Source organism: Nocardia sp. NPDC056952 (genome assembly GCF_042674185.1).
GTDB lineage: Bacteria > Actinomycetota > Actinomycetes > Mycobacteriales > Mycobacteriaceae > Nocardia.
Genome location: NZ_JBHURA010000005.1, coordinates 355,867 through 371,742, shown reverse-complemented (window position 1 = coordinate 371,742; position 15,876 = coordinate 355,867). Strand labels below are relative to the sequence as shown.

The 15,876-nt window shown below is 66.6% G+C and carries 18 protein-coding genes; 7 read left to right on the top strand and 11 right to left on the bottom strand.

From position 1 onward, the window contains the following. Positions 1-31 precede the first annotated feature (31 nt). Complete coding sequence (locus ACFTS5_RS20550) at positions 32-1,012, top strand: peptidase (protein ID WP_378633183.1); 981 nt, start codon at positions 32-34, stop codon at positions 1,010-1,012. On the opposite strand, the gene mgtE is transcribed toward ACFTS5_RS20550, so the two are convergent. Together mgtE and ACFTS5_RS20540 are read right to left on the bottom strand one after the other, a co-directional pair. After that, positions 1,009-2,457: a magnesium transporter gene (mgtE, locus tag ACFTS5_RS20545; RefSeq protein ID WP_378633181.1), complete on the bottom strand. Its 1,449-nt coding sequence runs from the start codon at positions 2,455-2,457 to the stop codon at positions 1,009-1,011. The two genes, ACFTS5_RS20550 and mgtE, sit on opposite strands and share 4 nt — an antisense overlap. Positions 2,458-2,817: 360 nt before the next feature. Then, positions 2,818-3,393, bottom strand: a complete 576-nt coding sequence (locus ACFTS5_RS20540; protein ID WP_378633178.1) for a TetR/AcrR family transcriptional regulator — start codon at positions 3,391-3,393, stop codon at positions 2,818-2,820. Positions 3,394-3,473: 80 nt separating this feature from the next. Between ACFTS5_RS20540 and ACFTS5_RS20535 the strand changes: the two genes are divergently transcribed. After that, positions 3,474-4,160: a DUF899 family protein gene (locus tag ACFTS5_RS20535; protein ID WP_378633177.1), complete on the top strand. Its 687-nt coding sequence runs from the start codon at positions 3,474-3,476 to the stop codon at positions 4,158-4,160. On the opposite strand, the gene ACFTS5_RS20530 is transcribed toward ACFTS5_RS20535, so the two are convergent. After that, the gene (locus ACFTS5_RS20530) at positions 4,139-4,666 is read right to left on the bottom strand and encodes a hypothetical protein (RefSeq protein WP_378633174.1); all 528 of its coding nucleotides are present in this window, start codon (positions 4,664-4,666) and stop codon (positions 4,139-4,141) included. The genes ACFTS5_RS20535 and ACFTS5_RS20530 overlap by 22 nt on opposite strands. A gap of 183 nt (positions 4,667-4,849) precedes the next feature. Between ACFTS5_RS20530 and ACFTS5_RS20525 the strand changes: the two genes are divergently transcribed. Further along, positions 4,850-5,842 carry an LLM class F420-dependent oxidoreductase gene (locus ACFTS5_RS20525; protein ID WP_378633172.1) on the top strand — a complete coding sequence of 331 codons (993 nt, stop codon included), beginning with the start codon at positions 4,850-4,852 and terminating at the stop codon, positions 5,840-5,842. 58 nt (positions 5,843-5,900) lie between these two features. Here ACFTS5_RS20525 and ACFTS5_RS20520 read toward each other — a convergent pair whose 3' ends face one another. Continuing rightward, positions 5,901-6,389, bottom strand: a complete 489-nt coding sequence (locus ACFTS5_RS20520; RefSeq protein WP_378633169.1) for a DUF3558 family protein — start codon at positions 6,387-6,389, stop codon at positions 5,901-5,903. Between the two features lie 293 nt (positions 6,390-6,682). Between ACFTS5_RS20520 and ACFTS5_RS20515 the strand changes: the two genes are divergently transcribed. Continuing rightward, complete coding sequence (locus ACFTS5_RS20515) at positions 6,683-8,167, top strand: cellulase family glycosylhydrolase (protein WP_378633166.1); 1,485 nt, start codon at positions 6,683-6,685, stop codon at positions 8,165-8,167. 71 nt (positions 8,168-8,238) lie between these two features. Next, complete coding sequence (locus ACFTS5_RS20510; protein ID WP_378633163.1) at positions 8,239-8,649, top strand: RDD family protein; 411 nt, start codon at positions 8,239-8,241, stop codon at positions 8,647-8,649. A 50-nt stretch (positions 8,650-8,699) separates the two neighbouring features. Here the strand turns inward: ACFTS5_RS20510 and nrdE are convergent, their stop codons facing one another. The 4 genes from nrdE to ACFTS5_RS20490 form a co-directional block, all read right to left on the bottom strand. Then, on the bottom strand, positions 8,700-10,781 hold the full coding sequence (gene nrdE / locus ACFTS5_RS20505; RefSeq protein WP_378633474.1) for a class 1b ribonucleoside-diphosphate reductase subunit alpha: 2,082 nt from the start codon (positions 10,779-10,781) through the stop codon (positions 8,700-8,702). Positions 10,782-10,840: 59 nt separating this feature from the next. Continuing rightward, entirely contained in the window at positions 10,841-11,314 is a 474-nt protein-coding gene (gene nrdI, locus ACFTS5_RS20500) for a class Ib ribonucleoside-diphosphate reductase assembly flavoprotein NrdI (RefSeq protein ID WP_378633160.1), read from the bottom strand. Positions 11,315-11,344: 30 nt separating this feature from the next. Then, the gene (gene nrdH / locus ACFTS5_RS20495) at positions 11,345-11,578 is read right to left on the bottom strand and encodes a glutaredoxin-like protein NrdH (RefSeq protein WP_358184484.1); all 234 of its coding nucleotides are present in this window, start codon (positions 11,576-11,578) and stop codon (positions 11,345-11,347) included. 387 nt (positions 11,579-11,965) lie between these two features. Then, entirely contained in the window at positions 11,966-12,535 is a 570-nt protein-coding gene (locus tag ACFTS5_RS20490) for an NAD(P)H-dependent oxidoreductase (RefSeq protein ID WP_378633158.1), read from the bottom strand. 96 nt (positions 12,536-12,631) lie between these two features. Between ACFTS5_RS20490 and ACFTS5_RS20485 the strand changes: the two genes are divergently transcribed. After that, the gene (locus ACFTS5_RS20485) at positions 12,632-13,279 is read left to right on the top strand and encodes a TetR/AcrR family transcriptional regulator (RefSeq protein ID WP_378633472.1); all 648 of its coding nucleotides are present in this window, start codon (positions 12,632-12,634) and stop codon (positions 13,277-13,279) included. A 6-nt stretch (positions 13,280-13,285) separates the two neighbouring features. Then, positions 13,286-14,110: an ammonia-dependent NAD(+) synthetase gene (gene nadE / locus ACFTS5_RS20480; protein ID WP_378633155.1), complete on the top strand. Its 825-nt coding sequence runs from the start codon at positions 13,286-13,288 to the stop codon at positions 14,108-14,110. A gap of 24 nt (positions 14,111-14,134) precedes the next feature. On the opposite strand, the gene ACFTS5_RS20475 is transcribed toward nadE, so the two are convergent. Genes ACFTS5_RS20475 through moaA form a run of 3 tightly spaced genes read right to left on the bottom strand, consistent with a single transcriptional unit; the run spans position 14,135 to position 15,793 of the window. Further along, on the bottom strand, positions 14,135-14,497 hold the full coding sequence (locus ACFTS5_RS20475) for an iron chaperone (RefSeq protein WP_378633152.1): 363 nt from the start codon (positions 14,495-14,497) through the stop codon (positions 14,135-14,137). Positions 14,498-14,499: 2 nt separating this feature from the next. Next, positions 14,500-14,742 (bottom strand): MoaD/ThiS family protein, encoded by a 243-nt coding sequence (locus tag ACFTS5_RS20470; protein ID WP_056812377.1) that lies wholly within the window; start codon positions 14,740-14,742, stop codon positions 14,500-14,502. Continuing rightward, the gene (moaA, locus tag ACFTS5_RS20465) at positions 14,735-15,793 is read right to left on the bottom strand and encodes a GTP 3',8-cyclase MoaA (RefSeq protein WP_378633150.1); all 1,059 of its coding nucleotides are present in this window, start codon (positions 15,791-15,793) and stop codon (positions 14,735-14,737) included. Before moaA ends, ACFTS5_RS20470 begins: the two co-directional genes overlap by 8 nt. Between the last annotated feature and the right edge of the window lie 83 nt (positions 15,794-15,876).

The following is a 15,876-nucleotide window of genomic DNA, read 5'->3' as shown; positions in this document are numbered from 1 at the left end:
GGGCCCGTATCTGTCGAGGACAGGGGTGCCGATGTATCGCAGGATGGCGCTGGCCGCTGCCGCGTTGCTCGTGTGCGCCGGATGCGGGAGTGACGACGCGGGCAACCCACCCGATTACGGGGAGCTGCCGCCGCCGCCCGCACCGGTGATGCCCGCCCAGCCCCCCGAGTTCTGGTCGAAGGTCCCCCAGGATTTCGCCCAGCGAGCCGAGGTCGCCCAGGCGACCCGCCAGGTCGATGTCTGCGCGCTGCTTCCGCGCGACACTCTGGCACGGCTCGGCGAGGTCAAGAGCGTGACCGTCGGCCTGGATTCGTGCCGGGCCATCATCGGCAGCGACAAAGCCGGTGAGGGCTCGACCCTGACCTGGCACGCCACCCTGCTGGGCAGCCTGTCGGCCGGTGGCCGGGGCACCACGCGGCAGATCGGCGACGCGAACGTCCGCACGGTCCCCGACCGCGATACGGGTGAACCGCGCGCCTGCGGCGTGACCGCCCAGTTCCCGTCGAGCGCGGCCTTCTATCTCGGCCTTTCCACACCGGGCAAGAACCCGTGCACGGTCGCCGACGAACTGATGCCCGGCATGATCGAGCGCTGGCGTCAGTCGCCGAAACAGGGCACCTCCCCCGACACCGCGCCGACCGTGCTGCTGGGCGCGGATCCGTGCACGGTCCGGGGCAAACTGGCCGGCGCCGTCCCCGACGACGAACAGCGGCTCACCCAGTGCCTGTTCGGATACCGCGGCGAGAAGATCACCGTGAGTTACGAGTACCGGGTACCCGAGTATCTGGCCGCCAACAGCACCGAGGACCACATCAACGGCCGCACCGTGCACCGCTCGGTCTCGGTGTACGACAGCTCGATCCCGATCTACACCGCGGCCGTCGGCCCGGAGCTGCCCGCCGAATCCACCGTTTTCGGCAGGCGCATCCCAGTGGTCGAGGTGGTCGCCGCCACCGACGACGTCGCGAAAGACGTCATGGCACAGGCGCTCACGCTCTTTCCGCAGCGTTAGATCCCCAGCACGAGCTTCGCGGTCGTGAAGTAGATGATCAGCCCGGTCGCGTCGACCAGGGTGGTCACCATCGGCGCCGACACGACCGCGGGGTCGATCCGGAACTTCTTGGCCAGCAACGGCATCGTGCCGCCGATGGTCGCCGCCCAGCCGCAGATGACCACCAATGTGATGGCCACGACGATGGCGATCTTCGGCCCCACGAACACCGTGCCGATCAGCAGCCCGGCCGCGGCCAGCATGCTGCCGAGCACCAGCCCGACCCGGCATTCGCGCCAGATCACCTTGAACAGGTCCGAGACCCGCACCTCGCCGACGGCCAGCGCGCGCACGCACGCCGTCGCCGCCTGCGCACCCGCGTTGCCGCCCGCGCCGATCAGCAACGGGATGAACAACGCCAGGCTCGCGGCCTGTTCGAGCGTCGTGGCGAACATGTCGGTGACACTCACCGTCAGGGTCGCCGCGAACAGCAGCAACATCAACCACAGCGCCCGATACCGCGCCAGCTGGAACACCTTGGCGGCCATGTAGTGGCCCTCCCACGGCGCCGAACCGGCCTGCTTGGCGACGTCCTCGCTGTCGGCGGCCTCGAGCACCTCCATCGCGTCGTCGATGGTGAGCAGCCCGACCACCCGGTCCTCGCTGTCGACGACCACCAGGTTGATGAGGTTGGTGGAACTCATCAGCCGGGCGGCCTTCTCCGCGGCGTCGGTTGCCCGCACGAACGGCGGCTCGGTGACGACGAGCTCGGACACCATCGCGTCCGGCGCGTGCAGCACCAGCTCGCGCAGTTCGACGATGCCGGTGAGGCGGCGGCCACGATCGACCACGGGCAGCGTGTAGACGGTTTCGGCGTTGGCGCCCTTGGCGCGCACACAACCCAGCGCCTGCGCGACGGTCAGATTGTCCGGCAGCGCAACGACTTCCGGCGTCATGTACAGCCCGACCGAGCCCTCGGGGTAGCCGAGCAGCGTGGCGGTCATCCGGCGCTCACGCGGGCTCAGCCCGGCGAGGACCTTCTTGGCGACCTTGGCGGGCGCTTCGTGCAGCATGCGGGCGCGGTCGTCGGGGTCCATCGCCTCGACGAGATCGCGAAAGCTCTTCTCGCGCAGGCCCTGCAGGATCTGCTGCTGGTCGACCGGCTCGAGCTCCTCGAACACGCTGAGCGCGCGCTCCTTGTCGAGCAGCCGGAACACGACACCGGCCTGCACGGCGTCCATGCGGGCCAGCGCGTCGGCGATGACGTGCGGCGGACGGTTGTCCAGCCAGTCCAGGCCGCCACAGACCCGGTGGGTCTCGACGATGTCGCGCACCGATTCGGACAGGATCGCGAGCGCCTCGGTGACAGCGTGGTCCTCCACGGCTGCGCGTCGCGCTGAAACCACCTCGGGCACAACGGTTTCGGTGGGTACATGACGGGTGGTGACGAGATCGACGTTCGACATGATCGAGTCCTCTGGCGTGACAGCGCACACGCCTGCGGCACAACAGCTACAGGATGCGCGAGAAGTGGAACGAGTGACGGTGGTTCACACCGCGGGGCGTCCACCACCGAGGCCGGCACGCACAGACCGGACCGAGCAGGTCAGGATCGGCAGTACGAGGACGAAGGGGTGACGCCGCGCGGCCTTCGACTGGGAGGTTCATTGCGCATTGCAACCCCACCTCCTCGCAGTCGCCGCGGGTGATCGCTCCGCGGATCGCTTGGAGTACCCACTCGGGCACACCCTTCCACTGATGAGACTACATGCGAGGGCCGATCGTTTCACCTTCAGCGCGCGTACCACTGGTCACAGTGATACCGATCACACCACCGACGGCAGCCCCGCGATGACCGTGTCGACCGCCTGTTCGGCGAGCGGCCACAGCTCGGTGGGGTCCAGGTGCCGCAACGGCCCGCGCAACGCCAGTTCCGCGAATCCGTGCACGGTGGACCAGCAACTCCAGGTCGCACCCGCACGCGCCGCCGGTGCGAGATCGCCGATGTGCACCATCATGTCGAGGGCGTCGGCGAGGGCGAGGTAGGCGGGCGAGTCGACGACCGACTCGGGCGAGGTGTCACCGGCGCCGAAGAACGCGACCGCGAACCAGCCGGGCTCGAGCAGCGCGAAGCCGATATAGCCGAGACCGACCGCGCGCAGGCTCGCACGACCGGTCGCGGGGCCGCGCTCCATCCCCTCGGCCATCCTGGACTCGATCGCGGCCGAGACCGCGCGCAGCAGGGCACGCCGGTCGGGAAAGTGCCGGTAGGCGGCGTTCGGCGTGACGCCGACCTGTCGGGTGACCGCACGGATGGTCAAGGCGTCGGGGCCGCCGGCCCTGGTGAGTTCCAGCCCGGCCTCGACCAGTGCCGCCGCGAGGTCACCGTGGTGATAGGCCAACTCTTGAACCCCCTTTCGACGAAGTGTACGGTGTGAACATATCAAATGTGCACGCCGTACACATCGAAGGGTGGCTCACCATGACCGCATTGCCCACCATCGTCGATCAAGACGTCTGGCAGGCCGAACTCGATCAGCTCCGGATCCGGGAGAAGGCCGCGACCCGCGAACTCGACGCCGTCGCCGCCCAACGCCGGCGCATGCCCGCCGTCCGCTTGCCCGACTACACGCTCGAAGCCGAAGACGGCAAAGATGTTTCGCTCGCCGAGGTCTTCGACGGACACTCACAACTGATCACCTACCACCACATGTGGACACCGGGGAACACCTGGCAGTGCCCCGGCTGCACCGGCCTCACCGCGCAGTACGCACGACTGGACTTCCTCGACGACTACGACGCGCGATTCGTCATCGTGACGCAGGGGCCGATGGACGAGGTACTCGCCTACAAGAAGCGCGTCGGCAACGCGATGACCTGGTATTCGACCGCCGACAGCCCGTTCGGCGCCGACATGGGCGCAGGCCCCGGCGCGGGTTTCGCCGTGAACACATTCCTGCGCGACGGCGACACCGTCTACCGCAGCTGGCACACCGACGGCCGCGGCACCGAACAACTCGCCTACACTTTCGGCCTCATCGACGCGCTCCCCTACGGCCGCCAGGAGCAATGGCAGGACAGCCCCGAGGGCTGGCCGCAGTCACCGACCTACAGCGGCTGGCCGAGCAGCAAGGACATCGCCGCGTCCTACGGCGACCCGAGCGCCTGACCTGCGAGATCAGCGCCCACCGCACGCTCGACGGCAGGCCAGTCGGGCGTGTGGGTCAGCCACGGCGGGATCGGCCCGGTCTGCGCGCCGAACAGGTACAGCCGGGGCACCAGGTCGCGCAGGATCACGTGCACGTCGAGCCGGTCGTCGATCATGTGCGTGATGCCGAGTTCGGCGCAGTGCGGCGCCTTGCCCGCGCGAGTTCTGCAGAAGCGCAGGTGTTCTCGGGGGATTCCGGTGCGGGCGGCGAAGTCGTGATGGTCGAGCCATTGCCTGGTGCGCTGTTCGATGCGCGGACCACATTTGGAGATCACCCAGGCGTTGCCGTCGAAGGCTCTCACCAGCCGGTTGAGCACGGCGAACGCATCAGGACCGGGTGGAGTGCTCATCGCTTCGTCGAAGCCACCCGACAGGAATACGGTATCCGCGGCGCCCGGTTCGAGCGCTGCCCCTTGGATCACTCGGCCGAAGTCGACGCCGAGGCGGGGTGGAGAAATATTGTTCATACGCCCGCAAGCATGCCCGGATTCTCCCCGCGTGCCAACAGATTTTCGGCGCATAACGGCCGGTCCAGGGTTCAGCGCGGTGCGCGCACAATAGTTGCCTGAGCGCGCAGAAGTGGAACAGTGGATCTCGACAGCCGCGGCGTGTGGCGCCGCTCGAGCTCTACTCACTCCAGGAGAAAACCTGTGCGCTTCGGCATCTTCGTTCCCCAGGGCTGGCGGCTAGATCTGGTCGGTATCGAACCGGCCGACCAGTGGTCGGTGATGCGCGAACTGGCCCAGCGGTTCGACGCGGGCACCGACTGGGAGTCGATCTGGGTCTACGACCACTTCCACACCACGCCCGTTCCCACCGACGAAGCCACCCACGAGGCGTGGACGTTGATGGCGGCGTTCGCGGCCACCACCTCCCGGGTGCGGCTGGGCCAGATGTGTACTGCCATGAGCTACCGCAACCCCGCCTACCTCGCCAAGGTGGCCGCCACCGTCGATCTCATCTCGGGTGGCCGGGTGGAGATGGGCATCGGCGGCGGCTGGTACGAACACGAGTGGCGCGCTTACGGTTACGGCTTCCCGTCCGCCGGTGAGCGCCTCGGCCGCCTCGACGAAGGAGTCCAGATCTTCCGCGAGGCGTGGAAGACCGGCCGAGCGACATTGGACGGCAAGTACTACCAGGTCGACGACGCCATCGTGCACCCACGACCGTTGCAGGAGAACGGGATTCCGATCTGGATCGCCGGTGGCGGCGAGAAGAAGACCCTGCGCATCGCCGCCAAATACGCCGATTACACCAACTTCAGCGGCGACCCCGACGAGTTCGCCCGCAAGTCCGACATCCTGCGCCAGCACTGCGAAGAGGTCGGCACCGATTTCTCCGCCATCACCCGCAGCTCGAACTTCAACGCCATCGTGGGTACCACCGAAACCGAAGTGCAGGAACGACTCTCGACCATCGTCGACCGCTTCACCCCCTTCCTCGGCGCCGATGAGGCGAAAGCCCGCGTGCACGAACAGTTCGCGACCAGCGCGGCGGTCGGCACTCCGGAACAAATCGTCGAACGCCTCACGGAGGTCAAGAACCTCGGCCTCGCCTACACCATCGTCAACTTCCCCGAAGCCGCCTACGACACCTCCGGCATCGAACTCTTCGAACGCGAGGTGATTCCGGCATTGGCATAATCCGCGGCCGGTGAACTCGGGCAGTCCGCGGCCTCGCTTCGCAGGGCGCGGACCCGGCTCAGGTCGGGAAGGTCGGAATGATCGAATCGCCCATGTGGCGCAGGGTGGTGCAGGCGTCGGCGGTCTGCTGGGTGGGGTTGTTCACGACCACCATGCGGATGACGCCTTGGGACGCGGCGAAGAGGATGTCGCAGGCGGTGGGGGTGTCGCCGAGGCGACGGCCGGTGCGGCCCGCGACTGTGTAGTCGGTGAAGGGTGTCGGACCTGCTTCCTTTTCGAACTCCTCGAGAGTTCGCGAGGTCGAGAACACCCTCAGGTAGGCGGTGGCGCCGGTCCATTCGCAGGTCTGCCAACCGGCGGACACCGCACCTGCCGCCACCTTCGTCGCGGGGTCGACACCGGCCTTGCGTAGTGCGTCCGCGGTGACTCCGGTGCACGGCTCGAACAATGCCTTCGGCTGCGCGGCCTGGGACTCCTCGCTCGAGCATCCGACGAGCGTCGCCAACGCCAATCCCCCGGTCGCCACCACCATGAGCGCGCGCTTCATCCGTTCCCTCTCACCGTGCATCGCAAAACGCGGCCACGTTAACAAGGCTCGCAACCTCACCGAGCGATCGTTCGACAAGACTTGGTCCGATCACCACCCCCCTCACACCGCGACTGTGACGAACACCCACCCAGCGCCTTCGGCATCGAACACGAAGCGATTCACGCTCTTTCGCGATTGTGGCCTTGACCACATCGGTGGGATCCGGCTATGTTCTCCCGCCAACAGACTTGGACATTCGTTCAGTTGAACGAGCGTCCACCTGGGGATCGAGGACGCAGATGATGAGGACGATGAGGCGACCGGTGCGCTGGCTGACGGCGGTCGCACTCGCAGCCGGGCTGGCCGTGAGCAGCGCCCCGGTGACCGCCGACCCCGCGACACCGCTGACGCCGCTGCGGGCACAGGGGTCCGCGTTGATCGACGGGTACGGACGCACCGTGCTGCTCCACGGGGTGAACACCGTCGACAAGGACGCGCCCTACCTGCAACCCGGCGACGGATTCACCCTCACCGACGAATCGGCGGCGATACTGGCCCGGCACGGGTTCACCACGGTCCGGCTCGGGGTGTCGTTCGACGGGCTGATGCCGACAGCGGGTGTTGTCGATACCGCCTACCTCGACCGGGTCGAGAATGTCGTGGATACCCTTGCCGCGCACGGCATCTACACGTTGCTCGACAATCACCAGGACGGATTGTCGAAGATCTGGAACGGCAACGGATTTCCCGAATGGGCGATCCGCGCCCGGCCCTCGGACGGTGAGCCGAATCCCGGATTCCCGCTGTACTACCTGATGCCGAGCATGAATGCCGGGTGGGACGAGGTGTGGAACAACCCCTACGGGGTGCTGAACCATCTGGGAGTGGCGCTGGGCGCGCTCGCCGAGCGGATGAACGGGCGAGCGAGCGTGCTCGGGATCGAGTTGCTCAACGAACCGTGGCCCGGTTCACCGTTTCTCACCTGCTATCCCGACGGCTGCCCCGACTTCGACGTGAAATATCAACGGGCACTGCAACAGCTGACCGATGCGGTCCGGGCACGCAATGCCACGGTGCCGGTGTTCTGGGAGCCGAACGTCACCTGGAACGAGACCATGCCGAGCCACCTGGGCAAGAATCCACCGATCACCAGCCCGAATATCGTTTTCTCCCCGCACGATTACTGCATTCCCAGCCAGCTCGCGATCTACCTCGGCCTGCCCGAGGAGCTGCGCGCACTGTGCCCACCGCAGCAGGACCGGACCTGGTCGAACATCGACGCGTTCGCCGACCGCACCGATATCCCCACCATGGTTACCGAATTCGGCGACGGCGATCCGACCGTGTTGCGCAACACCACCACCCGGGCCGACGAACGGTTCGTCGGCTGGCACTACTGGCATTACAGCGCCCGCGACGGTGATCCCTTCCGCGGTGAACTCGGCCGCGAACTGATCCGCACTTATCCACAGGCCACCGCGGGAACCCCCGACGGCATGATCTTCGATTCCGGCACAGGCGATTTCGCCTACCGGTACCGCCCTCGCCCAGCCTCGGCGCCGACCGAGATCTACGTCTCGGATCTGTTCCATCCGGACAGCTACGAGGTGAAGGTCACCGGCGGTCGGGTCACCTCGGCGCCCGGCGCGCGCATCGTCACCGTGGAAGCCGAGGGCACCGACCCGGTCACCGTTCGCATCCACCGCCCTGGCTCGGCGGGCGCGGACCTTCCCACCGGCGGCGGCACGGGATCGGCCTCGGGATTCCCCTGGTTGTCGTCCGGGTCCGCGGGCTGACACCGGAGGTGATCAGGTCGGCAAGGTCGACACCGGGTGCTTGTTAAGCGGCGTCGACCACGCTGAGCCCCATGAGCAACGCAGCACCGCCCCGGCACGCGGCGAGGAACAGCGGATACGAGCGCGGCCCCGCACGACCGAAGGACGAATTCCCGCTCACCGGGCGCACTTCCAGCGGCGACGAGACCGGCGTGATCCCCGCGTTCCTCATCGATATGGCGCTGCACGCCGCGATCGGCGTCACCGCCTGGTACCTCGCGCCCGGCACGACAGCCGTTCTGTACGGCATCCTCGCCTGGCTGAGCGCGTCTTTCCTGCACCGCACCGTCATCCAGCACCTCACCCGGACAACGATCGGCAAGTGCCGGTACGGACTCCGACTGCGCCACGCCGACGGCACCTACCCGTCGACCTGGCAGCTGACCGCCCAGTGGTTCCGCGGCGGCTGGTCCTGCTTCGATCTCTTCGACAGTGCCCGCTGACACGAAAGGGGCGGTCTCCCTCGGGAGACCGCCCCTTTTTCGAGCTCAGCTCACAGCATGCAGCTGACGCAACCCTCCACCTCGGTGCCCTCCAAAGCCATCTGACGCAGGCGGATGTAGTAGAGCGTCTTGATGCCCTTGCGCCATGCGTAGATCTGCGCCTTGTTCAAGTCACGGGTGGTGGCGGTGTCCTTGAAGAACAGCGTCAGCGACAGGCCCTGGTCCACGTGCTGGGTGGCCGCGGCGTAGGTGTCGATGATCTTCTCGTAGCCGATTTCGTAGGCGTCGTCGTAGTACTCGAGATTGTCGTTGTCCAGGTAAGGGGCCGGGTAGTAGACGCGGCCGATCTTGCCTTCCTTGCGGATCTCGATCTTCGACGCCACCGGGTGGATCGAGCTGGTCGAGTGGTTGATGTAGGAGATCGAACCGGTCGGCGGCACGGCCTGCAGGTTCTGGTTGTAGATACCGTATTCCTGCACCGAGGCCTTGAGCAGCCGCCAGTCGTCCTGGGTGGGGATGCGCACGCCGGCGTCGGCGAACATCTGAGCCACCTTGTCGGTCTTGGGCTCCCATGCCTGGTCGGTGTACTTGTCGAAGTACTCGCCGCTGGCGTACTTGGAGTCGGCGAACCCACCGAACGCGGAGCCTCGTTCCTTGGCGATCAGGTTCGAGGCCCGAATCGCGTGGTAGACCACGGTGTAGAAGTAGATGTTGGTGAAGTCCACACCTTCTTCGGAGCCGTAGTGGACCCGCTCACGCGCCAGGTATCCGTGCAGGTTCATCTGGCCGAGGCCGATGGCGTGGGACTCGTTGTTGCCCTGCTCGATCGAGGGCACCGAGAAGATGTGCGTCTGGTCCGAGACGGCGGTGAGCGCGCGGATCGAGGTCTCGATCGTCTGACCGAAGTCGGGCGAATCCATCGCCTTGGCGATGTTGAGCGAACCCAGGTTGCACGAGATGTCCTTGCCCACCTTGGAATACGACAGATCGTCGTTGAATTCCGAAGGGGTGGAGACCTGCAGGATCTCCGAGCACAGATTCGAGTGGGTGATCTTGCCCTTGATCGGGTTGGCCCGGTTCACCGTGTCCTCGAACATGATGTAGGGGTAGCCCGACTCGAACTGCAGCTCGGCGATGGTCTGGAAGAACTCGCGCGCCTTGATCTTCGACTTGCGGATGCGCTTGTCGTCGACCATCTCGTAGTACTTCTCGGTGACGTTCACATCGGCGAACGGCACACCGTAGATGCGCTCGACGTCGTAGGGCGAGAACAGGTACATGTCCTCGTTCTTCTTCGCCAGCTCGAAGGTGATGTCGGGGATCACCACACCCAGCGAGAGCGTCTTGATGCGGATCTTCTCGTCCGCGTTCTCACGCTTGGTGTCGAGGAAGCGGTAGATGTCGGGGTGGTGGGCGTGCAGGTACACCGCGCCCGCGCCCTGACGCGCACCCAGCTGGTTCGCGTAGGAGAAGGAGTCCTCCAGCAGCTTCATGATCGGGATGACACCCGAGCTCTGGTTCTCGATCTTCTTGATCGGGGCACCGTGCTCACGGATGTTGCTGAGCAGCAACGCCACACCGCCGCCACGCTTGGACAGCTGCAGCGCGGAGTTGATGGAGCGCCCGATGGACTCCATGTTGTCCTCGATACGCAGCAGGAAGCAGGACACGGGCTCGCCGCGCTGCTTCTTGCCGGAGTTGAGGAAGGTGGGGGTGGCGGGCTGGAACCGGCCGTCGATGATCTCGTCGACCAGGTTGCTCGCCAGCACCTCGTCGCCGGCGGCCAGCGTCAGCGCGACCATGCAGACGCGATCCTCGAAACGCTCCAGGTAGCGCTTACCGTCGAAGGTCTTCAGCGTGTACGAGGTGTAGTACTTGAACGCGCCGAGGAAGGTCGGGAACCGGAACTTCTTGGCGTAGGCCTGCTGGAACAGCTGCTTGACGAAGGGCCGACCGTACTGGTCGAGCACCTCGGTCTCGTAGTAGTTCTCCTTGACCAGGTAGTCCAGCTTCTCGTCCAGATTGTGGAAGAAGACGGTGTTCTGGTTCACGTGCTGCAGGAAGTACTGGTGCGCGGCCTCGCGATCCTTGTCGAACTGGATCTCGCCGTTGGGGCCGTACAGGTTCAGCATCGCGTTGAGGGCGTGGTAGTCGAGCACCTCGCCCGCCTCGCCGCGCACCGCCGACTGCTCTAGGCGTGCTGACTTGCCTGCCGGTGCTGTGGTTGCTGTTGCCAAAACAATCCCAATCCCTCTCGGACGCGCGCGACGTCCTCAGCGGTTCCCATGAGTTCGAAGCGATACAGATACGGCACCCCGCATTTTTGCGAGATGATGTCTCCTGCAACGCAATAGGTATCGCCGAAGTTCGTGTTGCCGGCCGCGATCACCCCGCGCAGCAGCGCGCGGTTGTGTGGGTCGTTGAGGAACTTGGCGACTTGCCGTGGAACGAGGTCCTTGTCGGGACGTTGTCCGCCCATGACGTGCCGACCACCACCATAGGTGGGGGTGATCAGCACGTAGGGTTCGTCGATCCGCGGCGGTTCAGCGGTGGTGTGTAGCGGAAGTCGAGTTGCCGGGAGACCGAGCTTCTCGACGAAACGATGAGTGTTCTCCGAAGCGCTGGAGAAGTAGACCAGCCCGCCCGGAGTCATCTGCTCGGGCATGGCGCCTCCTTACCGGCGAACCGGCGCGAACTACGCAGCCGCGACGGCGAGCGACTTGATGCGGTCGGGACGGAAGCCCGACCAGTGATCGTCACCCGCGACGACGACCGGCGCCTGCAGGTAGCCCAGGGCCATGACGAAGTCACGCGCCTCGTCGTTCTCCGAGATGTCGATGACGTCGTAGTCCACGCCGACCTTGTCGAGAGCCTTGTAGGTGGCGTTGCACTGCACGCAAGCGGGCTTGGTGTACACGGTGATGGTCATGATGGAAGTCCCTCTCTCCTATGCCTGATCCACAGCCTGTGATCCGTATGCAATGCACGAACGGGTGATGCTGCGCAAACTCCTGGATCTGGCGAAGAAAGCCCTGCTCGCAACCCCTTCCCTTGGGCCCGATCAGTGGTGGCTCCACACCGTCTTCCAGTACGACAGACACTACACCTAGTGTCCGACAGATGGGAACAACACAAGGTGTTGCGAGTCGCACGGATGTAATTCCCACGCGGTAAGTCCCAGGACGGGCCGCCGACCAGCAGGGAAAACAGTGGTTCAGATCACGATTTCATCTACCGGCGAGTCTTCAGCAAACTTCGTGGACAGCGAAAGGGCGTCGCATCCGTGACGGATGCGACGCCCTGCCGAAGGACCAGCTTACGCCGTGATCAACGTGCCGTTCACCGCGGCGACCAACTCGTGCACGGTCGCGCCGAGCTGGGTCAGCGCCTCGGCGTCCTCGGCCGGATGGGTCTGCGCGAAACGCTCGCCGATGGTCGCGAACTGCGCGTGCGCCGACTCGACGACGACGCCGCCCGCCACGCCGACGGACTTGACGGTGTCGCCGTGTGCCCACGCCGCGGCGTTCGGGCTGATCGACGCGCTCACCACGGCGACCGGCTTACCCTTGATCGCACCGGCGCCGTACGGACGCGAGGCCCAGTCGATGGCGTTCTTCAGCACGGCGGGCAGGGTGCCGTTGTACTCGGGGGTGACCAGCAGGACGGCGTCGGCGGCGGCGACGGCGGCACGCAGCGCCTCGGCCCGCGCCGGTACCTCACCGGGTACGTCCAGGTCTTCGTTGTAGAACGGGATCTCGCCGAGACCCTCGTAGATGGTGATGTCGACACCGGCGGGCGCGGTCTGTACGGCAGCCTCGGCCAGGCGGCGATTGATGGAGCCCGCGCGCAGGCTTCCGACAAGAGTAAGGATGCGGGTCTCGCTCATTGCGACTCCTGGTGTACTCAGTGGAATGATCCAAGTTTCATCCGACATTAACCGGACCCCGGTCCGATTACTTCCCGCGGAGGACGCGTGAGCGGCGTGAGCTATGGCACACCCAAGTCCGACGAGCCACCCCTGCTGGGAATCGGACGGCCGCTGCCCGGCAGCGCGGAACCCGTCGAACGTGCCGACGCCGCGCGCAATCGCGCGCTGCTGCTCGACGCGGCCCAGCAGTTGGTGCGTGAGCACGGCGTCGACGGACTCACGATGGACGCGCTCGCCAAGCGCGCGGGCGTCGGCAAGGGCACGGTCTTCCGCCGGTTCGGCAACCGGACCGGGCTCATGCTGGCCCTGCTGGATCACTCCGAGCAGAAATTCCAGGCCGCGTTCATGTTCGGGCCCGCGCCGCTCGGTCCCGAGGCAGGCCCGGTCGAGCGGCTGATCGCCTTCGGGCGAACCCGGCTGCTCGACATCGAGGTGGAGGGCGATCTACACCAGGCCGCGGAGAAGGACGGGCGTTTCGGTGGTGGACCCTACGCCCTGCACAAGGCGCACATCATGCTGCTCCTTCGCGCGATCGGCGTCGACGGTGAGGTGCCGCTGATCGCCGACACCCTGCTGTCCACACTGTCGGCGGCGCTGGTCATCCACCAGGTCGAGGTGCTCGGCTACACCCGCGATCAGATCGGCGACAACTGGGAATGGCTCGTTCGCCGGGTCGTTTCGCCTGTCCCCCAAGTAGAGTGAGACCGCATGGGGACACTGCGTGAACAGATCATTGCCGAATTGGGTGTGCTGCCCGAGATCGAGGCGAAGCAGGAGGTCCGGCGGCGCGTCGACTTCCTGAAGGACTACCTGGCCACCACCCCGGCCAAGGGATTCGCCCTCGGGATCAGTGGCGGGCAGGACAGTGCGCTGGCCGGTCGGCTGTGCCAGCTGGCCGTCGAGGAGCTGCGCGCCGACGGTGTCGAGGCGAAGTTCCTGGCGGTCCGGCTGCCCTACGGCGTGCAGGCCGACGAGCACGACGCGCAGACCGCCTTGAATTTCATCGACCCCGATCGCACGGTCGTGGTGAACATCCGGCCCAGCGCCGACGCGGTGGGCATCGAGGTGGCGGGCGCGCTCGATCACGAGCGCCTGCGCGACTTCGTGCGCGGCAACATCAAGGCGCGTGAGCGGATGGTCGCCCAGTACGCCCTCGCGGGCCAGGAAAGCCTGCTGGTGGTCGGCACCGATCACGCGGCCGAAGCGGTCACCGGGTTCTTCACCAAGTTCGGCGACGGCGGTGTCGACCTGACTCCCCTCACCGGTCTCACCAAGCGCCAGGGCGCGGCCCTCCTGCAAGAACTCGGCGCCCCGTCGAGCATCTGGTCCAAGGTCCCCACCGCCGACCTCGAAGACGACCGCCCCGCCCTCGCAGACGAGGACGCACTCGGCCTGCGCTACGCCGAGATCGACGACTACCTCGAAGGCAAGGACGTCACCCCCGAGGTGGCCGCCCGCGTGGAGTCGATCTTCACCAACACCCGCCACAAGCGCACCGTCCCGGTGACCCCGCTCGACACCTGGTGGCGCTAGGGGCGTGATCCCGGCCCCACCGGATCAGCAGATCTGGGCGCCTTCACCGGAGGCGGTGGCTCGCAGCAGGTCCCGAACCAGCTCGTAGTCCGGTTCTTTGCGGAAACGCAGGCATCCTTTGCCCATGTCCTGGCTCGCGAGACGGTCGGCGAAGGCCGCGCGGACGTCGGAGCGCAGGAGGTAGAAGGAGATGTACTGCTTCTGGCTGGCGAAGGCGACCTCGCCGGTGCCGTCGCGTTCGTAGGCGGGCATCCCGTAGGACATCACCTCGGTGAAGCCCGGCAGTTCCTGGAGGCACAGGTCGCGCAGCCTGGTGAGCGCCTCGCGGCGATCGGCCGGGAGTTCGGCGAGGTAGGTCGCTACGTCGGGGGCCTTGCTCTGGACCACGGCTAGCCGCCCGCGAAAGGCGGGAGAACGTCGACTCGGTCGCGGAGCATGGCCGACGGGTCGCGAGTGAGTTCGTCGCCGATGAGGAAGGCGCAGACGCCGACGAGGCTGTCGATATCGGAGCCGTAGGTGGCGGCGAGGGTGGCGCGCAGGTCGGCGACGGTGGCGCCGTCGGGTAGGTCGAGGGATTCGGTGTTCTTGCCGACCGCGTCGGCGATGGCGGCGAAATAGCGGACCTCAACCACCGATGGCTCCCATCGTGCGTTCCGGGGGGACGAAACCGGCGGCGTCGATACCGTGACCGGCCCACTTCTGCCACATCGCACCGCGCCACAGCTCGGCGACCTCGTCGTCGTCGGCGCCTGCCCGCAGCGCGGTGCGCACGTCGAACTCCTGGTCGCTGAACAGGCACGAACGCAGCATGCCGTCGGCGGTGAGCCGGGTGCGGTCGCAGCTGTCGCAGAACTTGCGCGTGACCGTGGCGATGATCCCGACAGTCGCCGGTCCACCGTCGACCAGCCATTTCTCGGCCGGGGCGGACGGGTCGGCGCGGGCGGTGGGGGTCAGGGTGAAGCGCTCGCCGAGGACGTCGAGGAGGTCGGCGGCGGTCACCATGTGATCGCGGGCCCACTCGTGGTCGGCGTCGAGGGGCATCTCCTCGATGAAGCGCAGTTCGCACTGTTCGGCCAGGCACCACGCGAGCAGGTCGGCCGCGCCCGCCAGATTCTGGCGCATCAGCACGGCGTTGACCTTCACCGGCGCCATCCCCGCGTCGCGCGCGGCACGGATGCCGTTGAGGACCGACTCCAGCCGGTCGCGGCGGGTGAGGCGGGTGAAATCTTCCCGGTCGACGGTGTCGAGGGAGACGTTGACCCTGGTCAGCCCGGCCGCGGCGAGCTTATGGATGCGATGTTCCAGGCCGACGCCGTTCGTCGTCATAGCCAGCGGGGTGCCGGGCACCGCCGCATGACAGCCCGCGATGATCTGCTCCAGCTCACGGCGCATCAGCGGTTCGCCGCCGGTGAACCGCACCTCCCGCACACCCAGCTCGCGCACCGCCAGCGACACCAGCCGCACGATCTCGTCGGCGGTGAGCAGTTCCTGGCGCGGGATCGGCGGCAAGCCCTCTTCGGGCATGCAATAGGTGCAGCGCAGCGAACACTTCTCGGTGATGGATACGCGCAGGTCGCGGGCGACCCGGCCGAAGCGGTCGACGAGGAACGGCGTCTCGGGCCTGCCGTCCAGGGACGGCCGCTCCGATCGCACGGCGGGTATCCCCATTTCGACCAGCGTCATCTCTACAGTATGACCCGTAAGGCCCGTCACATTCCGTGCGCCGGGCCGATTCTTCGCGAACTCGTCAGCTCACCGCCGACCGC

What these genes read in the sequence shown, in the direction of transcription:
- mgtE (WP_378633181.1), bottom strand. Translation starts at nt 2,457, where the DNA reads ATGTCGAACGTCGATCTCGTCACCACCCGTCATGTACCCACCGAAACC.
- nrdI (WP_378633160.1), bottom strand. Translation starts at nt 11,314, where the DNA reads ATGCCCGAGCAGATGACTCCGGGCGGGCTGGTCTACTTCTCCAGCGCT.
- ACFTS5_RS20520 (WP_378633169.1), bottom strand. Translation starts at nt 6,389, where the DNA reads ATGAAGCGCGCGCTCATGGTGGTGGCGACCGGGGGATTGGCGTTGGCG.
- ACFTS5_RS20535 (WP_378633177.1), top strand. Translation starts at nt 3,474, where the DNA reads ATGACCGCATTGCCCACCATCGTCGATCAAGACGTCTGGCAGGCCGAA.
- moaA (WP_378633150.1), bottom strand. Translation starts at nt 15,793, where the DNA reads ATGACGCTGGTCGAAATGGGGATACCCGCCGTGCGATCGGAGCGGCCG.
- ACFTS5_RS20490 (WP_378633158.1), bottom strand. Translation starts at nt 12,535, where the DNA reads ATGAGCGAGACCCGCATCCTTACTCTTGTCGGAAGCCTGCGCGCGGGC.
- nrdH (WP_358184484.1), bottom strand. Translation starts at nt 11,578, where the DNA reads ATGACCATCACCGTGTACACCAAGCCCGCTTGCGTGCAGTGCAACGCC.
- ACFTS5_RS20510 (WP_378633163.1), top strand. Translation starts at nt 8,239, where the DNA reads ATGAGCAACGCAGCACCGCCCCGGCACGCGGCGAGGAACAGCGGATAC.
- nadE (WP_378633155.1), top strand. Translation starts at nt 13,286, where the DNA reads ATGGGGACACTGCGTGAACAGATCATTGCCGAATTGGGTGTGCTGCCC.
- ACFTS5_RS20550 (WP_378633183.1), top strand. Translation starts at nt 32, where the DNA reads ATGTATCGCAGGATGGCGCTGGCCGCTGCCGCGTTGCTCGTGTGCGCC.
- ACFTS5_RS20515 (WP_378633166.1), top strand. Translation starts at nt 6,683, where the DNA reads ATGAGGCGACCGGTGCGCTGGCTGACGGCGGTCGCACTCGCAGCCGGG.
- nrdE (WP_378633474.1), bottom strand. Translation starts at nt 10,781, where the DNA reads ATGCTGAACCTGTACGGCCCCAACGGCGAGATCCAGTTCGACAAGGAT.
- ACFTS5_RS20530 (WP_378633174.1), bottom strand. Translation starts at nt 4,666, where the DNA reads ATGAACAATATTTCTCCACCCCGCCTCGGCGTCGACTTCGGCCGAGTG.